Origin of the sequence: Streptomyces sp. CA-142005 (assembly GCF_050942335.1) — a bacterium.
Taxonomy (GTDB): Bacteria; Actinomycetota; Actinomycetes; order Streptomycetales; family Streptomycetaceae; genus Streptomyces.
This window is the reverse complement of the sequence record NZ_CP192078.1, coordinates 9,022,720-9,035,249: the sequence shown is the minus strand read 5'-3', so window position 1 is coordinate 9,035,249 and position 12,530 is coordinate 9,022,720. Positions and strand designations below refer to the sequence as shown.

Sequence of the window (12,530 nt, the reverse complement as noted above, 5' to 3'; positions counted from 1 at the left end):
GCCGCCGGCACCTCAGTGGCCGCTGATCGCGCGCGGCGTGTAGGGCTGCTCCAGCTCCTCGATCTCCTTCTCGGTCAGCTCCAGTTCGACGGCGGCCACCGCGTCCTCGATGTGCTGGGGCTTGGCGGCGCCGACGATCGGTGCCGCCACCGTGTCCTGGTGCAGGAGCCAGGCGAGGGCCACCCGGGCGCGGGGCACGCCGCGGTCGCCGGCGATGCGGGTGACGGCCTCGACGATCGACCGGTCGCTCTCCAGGTACAGGCGGCTGCCGAAGTTGTCGTTGGCGCTGCGCTCGGTGACCGTGCCCCAGTCGCGGGTGAGCCGGCCCCGGGCGAGCGGGCTCCAGGGCAGCACGCCGACGCCCTGGTCGGCGCAGAGCGGCAGCATCTCCCGCTCCTCCTCGCGGTAGAGCAGGTTGTAGTGGTTCTGCATGGACACGAACTTCGTCCAGCCGTGCCGCTCCGCCGTGTACTGCAGCTTGGAGAACTCCCAGGCGTACATCGAACTCGCCCCGATGTAGCGGACCTTGCCCGCCTTGACCAGGTCGTGCAGCGCCTCCATCGTCTCCTCGGCGGGGGTCGCGTGGTCGTAGCGGTGGATCTGGTAGAGGTCGACGTGGTCGGTGCCGAGGCGGCGCAGGCTGTGGTCGATCTCCGTCATGATGTTCTTGCGGGACAGACCGGCGCCGTTGGGGCCCGGCCGCATCCGGCCGTGCACCTTCGTGGCCAGCACGATCTCGTCGCGGTTCGCGAAGTCGCGCAGTGCCTTGCCGACGATCTCCTCGCTGGTGCCGTCGGAGTAGACGTTCGCGGTGTCGAAGAAGTTGACGCCCGCCTCCAGCGCCTGCCGGATGAGCGGGCGGGACGCCTCCTCGTCGAGGGTCCACTCGTGGACGCCGCGGTCGGGCAGGCCGTAGGTCATGCAGCCCAGACAGATCCGCGAGACGTCCAGGCCCGTCGAACCGAGCTTCACGTACTGCATCGTTGCTGCTCCTGCCTTCGGGACGATGGTCACCCACGAGCCTACGGCGTGGCCCGGCACCGGCTTGACGACCCAAGCGCGCGGGCGATGTGATCCTGCCACGCACCACGCCGCCCGGCGTGGGCAGGATGGAGCGGACGTGCCCCCCAAGGGTGTTTCCCGCGCCGCGGGCTCCCGAAGGACCGCGGGCGCCTTGGCAGCGGCCCTGATCCTCACCCTCTCGGCGTCGGCCGGCTGTGCCGCCGGCGGTCCCTCCGGCTCCTCGGGCGGATCCGGCGGCGAGGAGCGGCGCGGCGCGCCGAAGCCCGCCGCGATACGGCTGCCCCCGCGCCACGCCGGGTTCGACTACCAGATCGGCGGCGCCTACCCCTCGCCGAAGGGCGTACGGATCGTCAGCCGCGACCGCTCCGACTCCCCCGCGCCCGGCCTGTACAACATCTGCTACGTCAACGCCTTCCAGGCCCAGCCCGAGGAGCGCTCCTCCTGGCCTGCCGACCTGCTGCTGCGCGACGCGCGGGGCAGGGTCGTCGTCGACGAGGACTGGAACGAGGCCCTGCTCGACCTCCGCACCCCGGCCAAGCGGGAGCGGGTGGCCGAGCGGGTGAACGAGTGGACCGACGGCTGCGCGAAGAAGGGCTTCGACGCCGTCGAGCCGGACAACTACGACAGCTACACCCGCTCCCACCGCCTGCTCACCGCGGCCGACGCGACCGCCTTCATGGCCCTGCTGTCCCGGCACGCGCACGCCCGGCACCTGGCCGTCGCGCAGAAGAACACCGCCGACCTGGCCGGTGTCCGGGCGCGGGCCGGGCTGGACTTCGCGGTGACGGAGGAGTGCGGGCAGTACGACGAGTGCGGGGTGTTCGCCAAGGCGTTCGACGACCGGGTGGTGGACGTCGAATACACCGATGCCGGGTTGCGCTCGGCGCTCGCCCACTGGGGCGACCGGCTGAGCATCGTCCGGCGGGACCGTGACGTGTCCACTCCGGGGAGCAAGGAGTACGTCCGCGAGGTCCGGTGAAACTCCGGCCGGGCCAACCTGTTGCTGCCCCCAGGTGACCACCCGGCGTGGGAGTCGGCGCATCGTCATACTGTCGGCTCATCCTCGGCGCAGACGACCGGCGTCCGGCCGGTCTCGGCCGCCCGGAGGAAACGCGGTGCCGATGCGTCCCACCACCATGAGAACCCTGACCGGAGCGATGCTGCTGCCGCTGTCCCTCGTCACCCCGGCCTGCGCGCAGTCCGCCGCCGGGCGGGCGCCCGTCGGGGTGTCGCGCGCCGCCGCGCCGGCGCCCGAGACCCCGGCGACCCTGTGCTCGGCCGCGGGCACGCTGCGCGGCCCGCACGGTGAGCGGGCCGACGTCAGCCTGTGCGCGGACACCGGCGCCCCGAGGTTCAACATCACGGCCCCGGCCACCTGCCAGATCGCCGGCGCCCGGGTCCGCTACGCCTGCCGCACCGAGGGCACCTGGAAGGCCACCCGGTCCGGCAAGACCCTCGGCACCGGAGCGCTGCCCGGCTCGGGCCTGTACCCGGGTCCGGGCACCTACGACATCAGCGCCACCGTGCGCGTGCGGTCGACGCCCGCGGGGGTCGACCTGAAGGGCACCGTGCAGGGCACCGTGTCGCTGACCGCGCCCAAGGCCAGGCCGACGCACTCCGTCACCGTCGACCGGACCGAGCTGCGCCGCAACGCCACGACCACCGTGACGTACACGATCCGCCGGGACCGTGACGAGGGCGACGGCAACGCGCGGCTGGGGATGATCGGCCAGGAGGGCACCGGCCTGCGGATCGGCACAGCCGACAAGCGCTGCGTCAACCCGCTGGTGGGGCGGTACCCGGACAAGACCCGGCTGGCGCACTCCCTGGACTGCACGGTGACCGAGCTGCAGCCCGGCCACCCGGAGAAGCTCACGGTGCGCTTCACGCTCGGGTCGAAGTGCTCCACGGTGGTCTCGAAGCTCGGCTACTGGGTGCCGAAGGGCCAGGACATGTTCACCGGGAACATGCTGGCGGGTCCGACCCTGACCTGCCGCTAGCGGTCCTGTCCCTGGAGCAGTTCAAGCGCCCGTTCCCAGGCGAAGTCCGGCCGGCCGCCGTCCGGCCGGACTTCACCGGTGTACGGGTCGCCGAAGCGGACGCCCATCCCGCGCAGCCGTTCCAGGCTGTCCCGGTAGGCGGGGTGGGCGGCCAGCGCGTCGGCCACGCAGGGCAGGACGGCGATCGGTATGCCCAGGCCCGCGGCCTCGCACAGGGTGCCGAGGGCGAGGGTGTCGGCGATGCCGGCCGCCCACTTGTTGACGGTGTTGAAGGTGGCGGGTGCCACCACGACGGCGTCCGGCGGCGGGAAGGGACGGGGGTCGGCCGGCGTGCGCCAGGCCGATCTGACGGGTCGGCCGGTCTGCGCCTCCACGGCCGCGCTGTCGAAGAACCCGCCCATGGCGACCGGTGTGGCGATGACGCCGACCTCCCAGTCCCTTTCCTGGGCGGCGCCGATCAGCTTGCTGACGCCCGCGGCGATCCCGGCCGCGCAGACGACGACGTAGAGGAAGGGTTTCTCGGCCTGTTCGGTCATCCGGGAACCCTACTGAAGCGGGAAGGACTGCCCCCGCTCGGCCTCGGGGCGCGGGCCGTGGATGCGGCGCTCCTTCTCCTGGATGCGTACGTCGTTGATGCTGGCCTCGCGCCGGGTCATCAGGCCGTGCTCGTCGAACTCCCACAGTTCGTTGCCGTAGGAGCGCCACCACTGGCCGTCGGCGTCCCGGCACTCGTACTGGAAGCGGACGGCGATGCGGTTGCCGTCGAAGGCCCACAGGTCCTTGCGCAGCGCGTAGTCCAGCTCGCGCTCCCATTTGGCGGTCAGGAACGCGACGATCCCGGCGCGGCCGGAGACGAAGGTGTCGCGGTTGCGCCAGACGGAGTCCTCGGAGTAGGCGAGCGCCACCTTGTGCGGGTCGCGGGTGTTCCAGGCGTCCTCGGCGGCCTGGACCTTCTGTGCGGCGCTCTCGCGGGTGAACGGCGGCAGCGGTGGACGGTCGGCCATGGTCTCCTCCTGGGCTCGGCAGCACTGGAGAACGAGCGTTCTCCGGGCGGCTGCTACCGTAGGAGAACGCACGTTCTCCGTCAAGGAGCGCGCCGGGGAACACGTCAACGACCTCGCCGAGGAGCCCGAGGAGTCAATGGTGTCGCCGATGGACAGCGCGGCCGCCCGGGACAGGGTGCTCGACGCCGCCGAGGAGCTGTTCTACGCCCGGGGAGTGCAGTCCGTGGGCATGGACGAACTGCGCGGCGCGTCGGGTGTCTCGCTCAAGCGGCTCTACCAGCTCTTCCCCGCCAAGGAGCAGCTCGTCGCGGCGTATCTGGCCCGGCGGGACGAGCGCTGGCGCGGACGCCTCGCCGCGCACGTGGCGCGGCAGCGGGACCCGCTCGAGCGGATCCCGGCCGTGTTCGACTGGCTCGCCGGATGGTTCGGCGAGGACGGCTTCCGCGGCTGCGCCTGGATCAACGCCTACGGCGAGCTGGGCGCCACCTCCGCCCTGGTCGCCGAGCGGGTGCGCGCCCACAAGGAGGCGTTCCGGGACTATCTCGCCTCGCTCGTGGCGGACGCCGGACTGCCCGCCGCGCTCACCGGACCGCTCTTCCTGCTCGCGGAGGGCGCGATGGTGACGGCCGGCATCACGGGGTCCACCCGGCCGGCGGCCGAGGCCCGCGAGGCGGCGCGGGCCCTGGTGGCGGCCGCCGGCCCGGGCGGGCCCGGCCGTGCTAGGAGGACAGCGTGATCGCGCTCACCGGGCAGGCGCGGGCCGCCTCCCGGACCATCGGGTCGCCCGCGCCGTCCTCACGGCCGGGCAGCACGGTGCTGTAGCCGTCGTCGTCCTGGGTGAAGACGCCGGGTGCCGTCAGCGCGCACTGACCCGCGCCGATACAGACGTCCTTGTCGATGTCGATGTGCATGAGCAGAGCCTCTTACCAGGTCACGGGGAGTTCCAGCATCCCCTGGATCGTGTCGCCGCGTTTGAAGGGGATCTCCTCGGCCGGGGCGGCCAGCCGCAGCCCCGGCAGCCGGCTCAGCAGGCTGCCCAGGGCGATCTCCAGCTCCGTGCGGGCCAGGTTCTGGCCCAGGCACTGGTGGATCCCGAAGCCGAACGCCACGTGGTGGCGGGTGGGGCGGTGGAAGTCCAGGGTGTCGGGGTCGTCGTAGAGGGCCGGATCGCGGTTGATCACCGAGGTCGAGAAGAGCACGCCCTCGCCGGCCCGGATGGTGGTGCCGTCGATCTCGATGTCCTCCAGCGCCACCCGCGCCATTCCGTCCGCGATGGACAGCATCCGCATCAGCTCCTCCACGGCGGCGGGCAGCAGCGCCGGGTCGGCGCGCAACTCGGCCAGCCGGTCGGGGTGCTGGAGCAGGGTGAAGGTGCCGAGCGAGATCATGTTGGCGGTCGTCTCATGGCCCGCGACCAGCAGGATCAGGGCCAGCGACACGAGTTCGGCGCGGTCCAGCGCGCCGTCGCGCAGCTGGTGGTGGACGAGGTCGTCGAGGATTCCGTCGCCGGGCTCCGCCTGCTTCGCCCTGTCGTCGATCAGGGCGCCGAGGTAGTCCTCCAGGCGTGCGCGGGCGTCCATGGAGTCGTCCGCCCGCGGGCCGCGCAGCAGCCTGCGCGACTGCTCCTCGAAGAACTCGTGGTCGGAGTACGGCACTCCGAGCAGGCCGCAGATCACCATCGACGGCACGGGCAGTGCGAAGGCGGAGACCAGATCGGCGGGCGGCCCCTGGTCGATCATCGCGTCCAGCAGCCCGTCCACGGTCCGCTGGATCCACGGCCGCAGCTCGGCCGCGCGTTTGACGGTGAACGACGGGATCATCATCCGCCGCTGCCGCTGGTGTTCGGGATCGTCCAGGCCGAGCAGGGCCACCCGGCGGTCGCGGATCCCCGCGAACCGCTTCGCGGGGATCGGGAAGCCCGGATGGCGGCGGTCGCTGGACAGGCGGGGGTCGGCGAGCAGGGCGCGGGCGGTGGTGTGGGCGGTGACCGCCCAGACCTCGCGGCCGTCGAAGAGGGTGACGCGGGACAGGGCCGGCCCGTCGCGCAGCGGCTCGTATCCGGTGGGTGGGTGGTAGGGGCAGGTGCGGTCCTGCGGGAAGGCGACGGCGGCCGGGTTCGCCGGGCCGGTGGGGTCCGTCAGTTCCGTCATGGAAGACCTCGCAGACGAAGTAGTGCGTCGTGCCGATCTTCATTAGATGCCCCGGGCACCTATGGGTCGACTGCAAGTTCGGCCAGTTCGGCGATCCGGGTGATCTGGCCGAAGAGGAGTGGTCGGAGGGATGGATTCCGGCCGGGAGAGCGGCACGCGGTGCGCCGGTCCCGGAAGCCGGCCGCCCTCGCCGGAGGGGGCGAAGGCATGCGCGACGGCGAGACCGTCCTCCTCCCCATGGTGCCGTACGACCCGGTCACCCCGCACGGTCGGGCGCCCTGGCCGACCCGCGCGGCAGCCGGAGGCCGTCACCCCGTCGGCCCCACCGGACCGCGGTGAGGATGATTCGCGGGGCCGCGGGTGTTGAATGCCGGTGGCAGACAGCCGTTGGACCGACGAAGGGGACGGATCCCATGCCTCTTGAGGGTGAGTACGAACCCAGCCCGACGCAGTGGGTGCGCGAGCAGGTCGAGCTGTACGAGAGTTCCGGCGGGACGAAGGGCACCACGCTCCTGGACACGGGGCTGCCGGTCGTGGTGCTGACCAGCCGGGGCGCGAAGAGCGGAAAGATCCGCAAGACGCCGTTGATGCGGGTGGAGCACGAGGGGGCGTACGCGCTGGTCGCCTCGCTGGGCGGCGCGCCCAAGCACCCGGTGTGGTACTTCAACATCACCTCGGATCCGCATGTCGAGCTGCAGGACGGGCCGGTCAAGCAGGACATGAGGGCCCGTGAGGTCACCGGCGAGGAGAAGGCCCGGTGGTGGGAGCGGGCCGTGGCCGCCTACCCGCCGTACGCCGACTACCAGGAGAAGACCTCGCGGGAGATCCCGGTCTTCGTGCTGGAGCCCGTCGACGAGGGCTGACGAGAGCCGATTCGCGCCGCGTACCGGCGGGATTCGGAAGAATCCGCGCCGGGGAGGTGTGGGCCCGTCCCAGAGCGGGCACTCGTGCGTCAGGCCCCGCCGCGTTCCCCCGTCGCGGCGGGGCTCTCTCGTGCCTCGCCCGCCGGCCGGTCGGTCACGTCCAGGAAGATCTGGTCGGCCTCGGGGAACGTCCGGGCCAGCGAACGCTTGATGCGTACGGCGACCTCCTCCACCTGCTCGCTCTCCAGACCCGGCACCAGGTCGATGCGCGCGACCACCAGGGTGGAGTCCAGGCCCGTCTTCATCGTGAACAGCGCCTCCACGCTGTCGATCTCGGGCTGTGCCCGCAGCAGCGAGCGGATCCTGCCGCTCAGTTCCGGGTCGGCGGCCTCCCCGATGAGCTGGTCGCGGGCGTCACGGCCGAGCCGGTAGGCGACGTAGACCAGCAGGACGCCGATCGCCAGCGAGGCGGACGCCTCCCAGGCGACCTGGCCGGTCACCATGTGCAGGCCCATCCCGGCGAGGGCGAGCGCCACGCCGAGCACCGCCGTGCCGTCCTCGGCGACCACCGTGCGCAGCGCCGGATCGCTCATTGAGGCCAGGCCGCCGCCCTGCCGGCGCACCTGGTGCAGGGCCCGCAGCAGCGAGGCGCCCTCGGCGACGAGGGCCACGCCCAGCACGATCAGGCCCGCCACATAGCCGCTGAACTTCTCCTCGGTGCCCTGGCGCAGTGCCTCGTAGCCCTGGAAGAAGGAGAAGCAGCCGCCCATCACGAAGATGCCGACGGCGGCGAGGAGGGACCAGAAGAAGCGTTCCTTGCCGTAGCCGAAGGGGTGCCGCCGGTCCGCGGGGCGGCGGCTGCGGCGCAGCGCGGTCAGCAGGAACACCTCGTTGAAGCTGTCGGCGACGGAGTGCGCGGCCTCGGACAGCAGCGCGGGCGAGCCGGCGAGGACACCGCCGACGGCCTTCGCGACGGCGATCACCAGGTTGGCGGCGAGCGCCACCAGGACGGTGACCTTGGTGTGCCGGTCGGCGCCGGAGCCCGGCCCGGGCGCCCCACGGCCCTGCTCACCGCTCCGCTCTCCCTCGGATGATGTCCCGTTCACTCAACGCCGACTGCCCGCGAGCGGGCGGATCACACCGTGCGGACGGCGGAAAACGGGGAACGCGTTGCCGAGGAGCACCGGGCGCCGAGGAGGAGACATGGACGGCGACGACGGCAACCGCGCCTACGGCCACAAGACGTTCACCCGGTCCAGGAGCCACTTCGCGGACCGGATCACCGCCGACGGCCGGGACGGCTGGCCGGTGCGGGAGGGCCGCTACCGGCTGGTGGTCTCGCGCGCCTGTCCGTGGGCGAGCCGGGCGGTGATCTCGCGCCGGCTGCTGGGCTTGGAGGACGCGCTGTCGATGGCGGTCGCGGATCCGGTCCAGGACGACCGCAGCTGGCGGTTCACCCTGGACCCGGACGGCCGGGACCCGGTGCTGGGCATCCGGTTCCTGAGCGAGGCCTACGACCGGCGCGAGACCGGTTACCCGGGCGGGGTCAGCGTGCCCGCGGTCGTGGACGTCCCCAGCGGACGACTGGTCACCAACGACTACCAGCGGCTCACCCTGGACCTGGCCACGGAGTGGACGGCCCTGCACCGCCCCGGCGCGCCCGACCTGTACCCGGCCGGCCGGCGCGAGGAGATCGACCAGGTGATGGCCGAGGTGTACGAGGACGTGAACAACGGCGTGTACCGCGCCGGGTTCGCCACGCACCAGAAGGAGTACGAGGAGGCGTGCGCGGGCGTCTTCCGGCGGCTGGAACTGCTCGCCGGCCGGCTGGCCGGACAGCGGTATCTGGTCGGCGACACCCTCACGGAAGCGGACATCCGGCTGTTCACGACGCTGGTCCGGTTCGACGCCGTCTACCACGGCCACTTCAAGTGCAACCGCTGGAAGCTGACGGAGAACCCGGTGCTGTGGGCGTACGCCCGGGATCTGTTCCAGACGCCCGGGTTCGGTGACACCGTCGACTTCGACCACATCAAGCGGCACTACTACCAGGTGCACACCGGCATCAACCCCACCGGCATCGTGCCGCTCGGCCCCGATCTCGCCGGCTGGCTGACTCCGCACCACCGCGAGGAGCTCGGCGGCCGGCCGTTCGGGGACGGTACGCCGCCGGGGCCGGTGCCGCCCGGCGAACGGGTGGCCCCCGAGGGACGGCCCGCATGAGGGCCGCCAGGCGAGGAACAAGTCACACATGGCCAGGACAAAGAAGAAGAACAAGCTTCCCTTCGTCTACCAGCCGATCGGTTTCGTGCTCAGCTGGGCGAGCGGCGCGCTGGCCGGTGTCGCCTTCCGGAAGGCGTGGACGGCGCTCCGGCACGAGGAGGACGCGCCGGACGCGCTGGACCAGGACCGGGGGTGGGGGGAGATCCTGTTGGCGGCGGCGGTGCAGGGGGCGATCTTCGCTGTGGTGCGCAGTGCGGTGAACCGTACGGGCGCGAAGGCCATTGCCCGGTCGACGGGGGTTTGGCCGGTGGCCTCCAAGGAGGGGGCCCGGGACTGAGCCGCGCCACCCGCCGCGGGGGCGGGCCGTGCGCGGCCGCGGGTTCCGTGTTGCAGGTCAGTCGCCGAGCAGCCACTCCCCTTCGCTCATCAACTCCCGTCCGCTCAGCTCGTTCGCCTCGCGCCACGCCTGGACGCGTTGCGGTAGGACCCTGAAGTACAGGTAGCGGGTGGCGAGTTGGCGGGGGTCGAAGCCCGTCTTGCCGGCGAAGACCTCCGCGTCCTCCTCGGGGAGGTCCTCCGGCGTCACCGACTGGACGGTGCCCTCGATCATGACGACGTCCCGTGTCGGGCCGAGACCGAGGCGGGCCCGGCCGGTGGCGACGAGGTTGCGGCCGGTGGGGCTCTCGGCCGGCGTGGCGATCAGCACCGTCGCGCCGTCCCACACGAAGGACAGCGGCACGAGATAGGGGGCGGCGCCGTCGGGACCGGCGGTGGCGACCCACACGTCGACGTCGTTCTCCAGCCGGTGGAGGGTGTCCTTCATGCGCTCTGCGGCGGTGCGGGCGGGCGGTGGGGTCATGGCGTACGGCCTCCTCGGGATGCGGATCCCGTCCAGTGTGGCCGTCAGCCCCCGCTCCCCGCACGAAGGTGATCGAGGCGTGTCCGGGCGGCCGTCAGGAGCAGTTCGAGGGCGGCCGGGTAGGAACTGGAGCGCATGGTGGCGACGAGATGGGGGGCGGTGGCCGCGATGTGCGGGTGGGTGCCGGCGGGCAGCCGGCCGTAGGTGCTGCGCCAGACCTCCGCCTCCGCCTCGCGCGCGGTCCGGGGCATGGCGGTGCCCGCGGAGTCCAGGGCGCCGAAGGCGAGGGCCTGGTCGACGAACGCGTGGTAGATCCGGACCGCCTCCCGGTCCGGGAACCCCGCCCGGCGCAGTACGCCGAGGATGCTCTCCACGGCCTGGATCTCATGGGCGCGCCCGGTGACGCGGTGGGCGCTGAGCATCGCCGCCCGGGGCTGCGCGAGGGCGCCGGCGTGCATGCGCAGGCCCAGATCGCGCAGGTCGGCCACCCAGTCGCCGGTCGGCCGCCAGGTGCGCAGGGTACGGCCGATCAGCTCGTCGGCGATGGCCAGCATCAGGTCGTCGGTGTGCCGGAAGTACCGGTAGAGCGAGCTGGGATCGGCGCCGAGGGCCCGGCCGAGGCGGCGCACGGAGAGCGCGTCGGCGCCGTGCTCCTCGATCAGCCGCAGCGCGGTCTCCACGATCAGCTCCTCGGACAGCACCACGCCCTGCTTGGTGGGGCGGCGGCGCTGCCGGGCGGCGGCCGGGACGACACGGTCGGTCATGAGGGCCTCCCTGGGGTGTGCCCGGGACCTTACGACAACACCGTTGACCTGTTAAGTCCTCCGGCAGTTTCATGTCCGCTCACCGGGGCCGTCCGGGGCCCCGCGGTGCGAGCGGAGAACCGGCCATGAGCGAAAGACCCTTCGGAGTGGATCCCCCCGCGCGGCCCGAGCTGCGCAAGTCCCTGACCGTGGTGGACGGCGTGGCCGTCGCCGCCTCCAGCACGGCCGCCACGACCAGCATCGGCATCGGCCTCGGGGTCACCGCCGCCGTGGTCGGCCCGCATCTGCCGGCCATCATGCTGCTGGCGTTCCTGCCGGTCCTCGGAATCGCCGGGGCCTACTCGCGGCTGAACCGGGTGGAGCCGAACGCCGGCAACGGCTATGTGTGGGTGGGCCGTTCGCTCAGTCCCTGGCTCGGTTTCATGGTCGGCTGGGTGAACTTCGTGGCGAGCGTGGCGTTCCTCGCCTACACGACTGCGGTGACCGGTTCGGCGCTGCTGCAGCTCGCCGGTGAGGCCGGGCTGCACCGGATCGGATCCCTCGTCCTCGATCCGGGCTCGACCGCGCAGACGACGGCGCTGGGGGTCCTCGTCCTGGTCGCCGTGACCCTGACCGCCGTGACCGGTGTGCGCACGGCGGCCCGGCTGCAGACCGGGCTGCTGGTCTTCGAGTACGTGGTGCTGCTGGGGTTCTGCGGCTACGGCATCGTCACCGGGCCGCACTCCTTCAGCCTCTCCTGGTTCGACCCGTTCGCGATCCCCTCGGCGACCGCGCTGGCGCAGGGCCTGCTGCTGTCGGTGTTCTGCTACTGGGGGTTCGAGGCGGCTTTCACCGTCAACGAGGAGGTGCGCGACCCCCGTGACGCCTCACGGGCCGGGACCATCACCCTGGTGACGATGCTCGGGCTGTTCCTGCTCGGCTCGGTCGCCTTCCAACGGGTGTTGTCCCAGGGAGAGTTGGCCGGTCATGGCGCGCAGGGGCCCGCGTACTACGGCGACCGGCTGGCCGAGCGGCCGCTGGCCGCGCTGCCGCTCGTCGCCCTGATGTTCTCGGCGGTGGCCTCGCTCCAGGCCGGGGTCATCCCCACGGCGCGCGGGATGTTCGCGATGAGCCGGGACCGTACCCTCGGGCCGGTGTGGTCCAAGGTCAGCAGCCGGTACGGCACTCCGGCGGCCGGGACGCTGCTGATCGGAGCGCTGGCCGTCGTCGTGGCCGCGGGCGCGCTGGTGATCCCGCGGCTGGCCGACATGATCGCCGCGATCGTGAACGCCGTCGGCATCGTCGTCGCCCTGTCCTACGCGCTCACCGCGCTCGCGGCCGCCGTACGCTTCCGCTCCCTGCTGCGGGACGACTGGCGCCAGGGCGTCCGGGCGGTGCTGCTGCCCACGCTCAGCGCGCTGGCCCTGCTGGGCCTCGGCGGCTATCTCGGCTGGTCCTTCTTCACCTCCACCGACCATCTCGAACTCCGTGCGGACAACGGCTGGTTCCTGCTGCTGATGCCCCTCGCCATGATCGGGTCCGGGTTCGCGGTGGCCGCGTGGGCCAAGTGGGTGCGCAGGTCGCCGTACTTCCGCACCGGGGCCGGCACCGACGCCGACGCGCCCGAACTGCTCACCACCTCCAACTGACCCGTCAGGAAAGGCA

Annotated in this window: 15 protein-coding genes; 7 read left to right on the top strand and 8 right to left on the bottom strand. The window is 72.3% G+C overall.

Annotated elements, in window-relative coordinates:
* Positions 1-12: 12 nt before the first annotated feature.
* Positions 13-981 (bottom strand): aldo/keto reductase, encoded by a 969-nt coding sequence (locus ACQPXS_RS41690; RefSeq protein WP_433454710.1) that lies wholly within the window; start codon positions 979-981, stop codon positions 13-15.
* Positions 982-1,120: 139 nt separating this feature from the next.
* On the opposite strand from ACQPXS_RS41690, the gene ACQPXS_RS41685 reads away from it, so the two are divergent.
* The gene (locus ACQPXS_RS41685) at positions 1,121-2,002 is read left to right on the top strand and encodes an endo alpha-1,4 polygalactosaminidase (protein WP_433454709.1); all 882 of its coding nucleotides are present in this window, start codon (positions 1,121-1,123) and stop codon (positions 2,000-2,002) included.
* A 142-nt stretch (positions 2,003-2,144) separates the two neighbouring features.
* Positions 2,145-3,023 carry a hypothetical protein gene (locus ACQPXS_RS41680; RefSeq protein WP_433454708.1) on the top strand — a complete coding sequence of 293 codons (879 nt, stop codon included), beginning with the start codon at positions 2,145-2,147 and terminating at the stop codon, positions 3,021-3,023.
* Here ACQPXS_RS41680 and ACQPXS_RS41675 read toward each other — a convergent pair.
* Both ACQPXS_RS41675 and ACQPXS_RS41670 read right to left on the bottom strand, forming a co-directional pair.
* Positions 3,020-3,559, bottom strand: a complete 540-nt coding sequence (locus ACQPXS_RS41675; RefSeq protein ID WP_433454707.1) for a flavoprotein — start codon at positions 3,557-3,559, stop codon at positions 3,020-3,022. The two genes, ACQPXS_RS41680 and ACQPXS_RS41675, sit on opposite strands and share 4 nt — an antisense overlap.
* A gap of 9 nt (positions 3,560-3,568) precedes the next feature.
* Entirely contained in the window at positions 3,569-4,027 is a 459-nt protein-coding gene (locus tag ACQPXS_RS41670; protein ID WP_433454706.1) for a nuclear transport factor 2 family protein, read from the bottom strand.
* A 148-nt stretch (positions 4,028-4,175) separates the two neighbouring features.
* Between ACQPXS_RS41670 and ACQPXS_RS41665 the strand changes: the two genes are divergently transcribed.
* Positions 4,176-4,763, top strand: coding sequence for a TetR/AcrR family transcriptional regulator (locus ACQPXS_RS41665; RefSeq protein WP_433456179.1), 588 nt, complete (start codon positions 4,176-4,178; stop codon positions 4,761-4,763).
* Here ACQPXS_RS41665 and ACQPXS_RS41660 read toward each other — a convergent pair.
* Both ACQPXS_RS41660 and ACQPXS_RS41655 read right to left on the bottom strand, forming a co-directional pair.
* On the bottom strand, positions 4,747-4,938 hold the full coding sequence (locus ACQPXS_RS41660; RefSeq protein ID WP_433454705.1) for a ferredoxin: 192 nt from the start codon (positions 4,936-4,938) through the stop codon (positions 4,747-4,749). The genes ACQPXS_RS41665 and ACQPXS_RS41660 overlap by 17 nt on opposite strands.
* A 12-nt stretch (positions 4,939-4,950) precedes the next feature.
* Positions 4,951-6,177 (bottom strand): cytochrome P450, encoded by a 1,227-nt coding sequence (locus ACQPXS_RS41655; RefSeq protein ID WP_433454704.1) that lies wholly within the window; start codon positions 6,175-6,177, stop codon positions 4,951-4,953.
* A gap of 413 nt (positions 6,178-6,590) precedes the next feature.
* On the opposite strand from ACQPXS_RS41655, the gene ACQPXS_RS41650 reads away from it, so the two are divergent.
* A complete protein-coding gene (locus ACQPXS_RS41650; protein WP_433454703.1) occupies positions 6,591-7,040 on the top strand; it encodes a nitroreductase family deazaflavin-dependent oxidoreductase in 450 nt (149 codons plus the stop codon).
* A gap of 89 nt (positions 7,041-7,129) precedes the next feature.
* Here the strand turns inward: ACQPXS_RS41650 and ACQPXS_RS41645 are convergent, their stop codons facing one another.
* Positions 7,130-8,146 (bottom strand): cation diffusion facilitator family transporter, encoded by a 1,017-nt coding sequence (locus tag ACQPXS_RS41645; protein ID WP_433454702.1) that lies wholly within the window; start codon positions 8,144-8,146, stop codon positions 7,130-7,132.
* Positions 8,147-8,243: 97 nt separating this feature from the next.
* Here ACQPXS_RS41645 and ACQPXS_RS41640 point away from each other — a divergent pair, with 97 nt between their 5' ends.
* A complete protein-coding gene (locus ACQPXS_RS41640; protein ID WP_433454701.1) occupies positions 8,244-9,263 on the top strand; it encodes a glutathione S-transferase family protein in 1,020 nt (339 codons plus the stop codon).
* A 28-nt stretch (positions 9,264-9,291) separates the two neighbouring features.
* The gene (locus ACQPXS_RS41635; RefSeq protein ID WP_433454700.1) at positions 9,292-9,600 is read left to right on the top strand and encodes a DUF4235 domain-containing protein; all 309 of its coding nucleotides are present in this window, start codon (positions 9,292-9,294) and stop codon (positions 9,598-9,600) included.
* Positions 9,601-9,657: 57 nt separating this feature from the next.
* Here the strand turns inward: ACQPXS_RS41635 and ACQPXS_RS41630 are convergent, their stop codons facing one another.
* Together ACQPXS_RS41630 and ACQPXS_RS41625 are read right to left on the bottom strand one after the other, a co-directional pair.
* The gene (locus tag ACQPXS_RS41630) at positions 9,658-10,122 is read right to left on the bottom strand and encodes a pyridoxamine 5'-phosphate oxidase family protein (RefSeq protein WP_433454699.1); all 465 of its coding nucleotides are present in this window, start codon (positions 10,120-10,122) and stop codon (positions 9,658-9,660) included.
* A 44-nt stretch (positions 10,123-10,166) separates the two neighbouring features.
* Entirely contained in the window at positions 10,167-10,886 is a 720-nt protein-coding gene (locus tag ACQPXS_RS41625; protein WP_433454698.1) for a helix-turn-helix domain-containing protein, read from the bottom strand.
* A 125-nt stretch (positions 10,887-11,011) separates the two neighbouring features.
* Here ACQPXS_RS41625 and ACQPXS_RS41620 point away from each other — a divergent pair, with 125 nt between their 5' ends.
* A complete protein-coding gene (locus ACQPXS_RS41620; RefSeq protein ID WP_433454697.1) occupies positions 11,012-12,514 on the top strand; it encodes an APC family permease in 1,503 nt (500 codons plus the stop codon).
* Positions 12,515-12,530 lie beyond the last annotated feature (16 nt).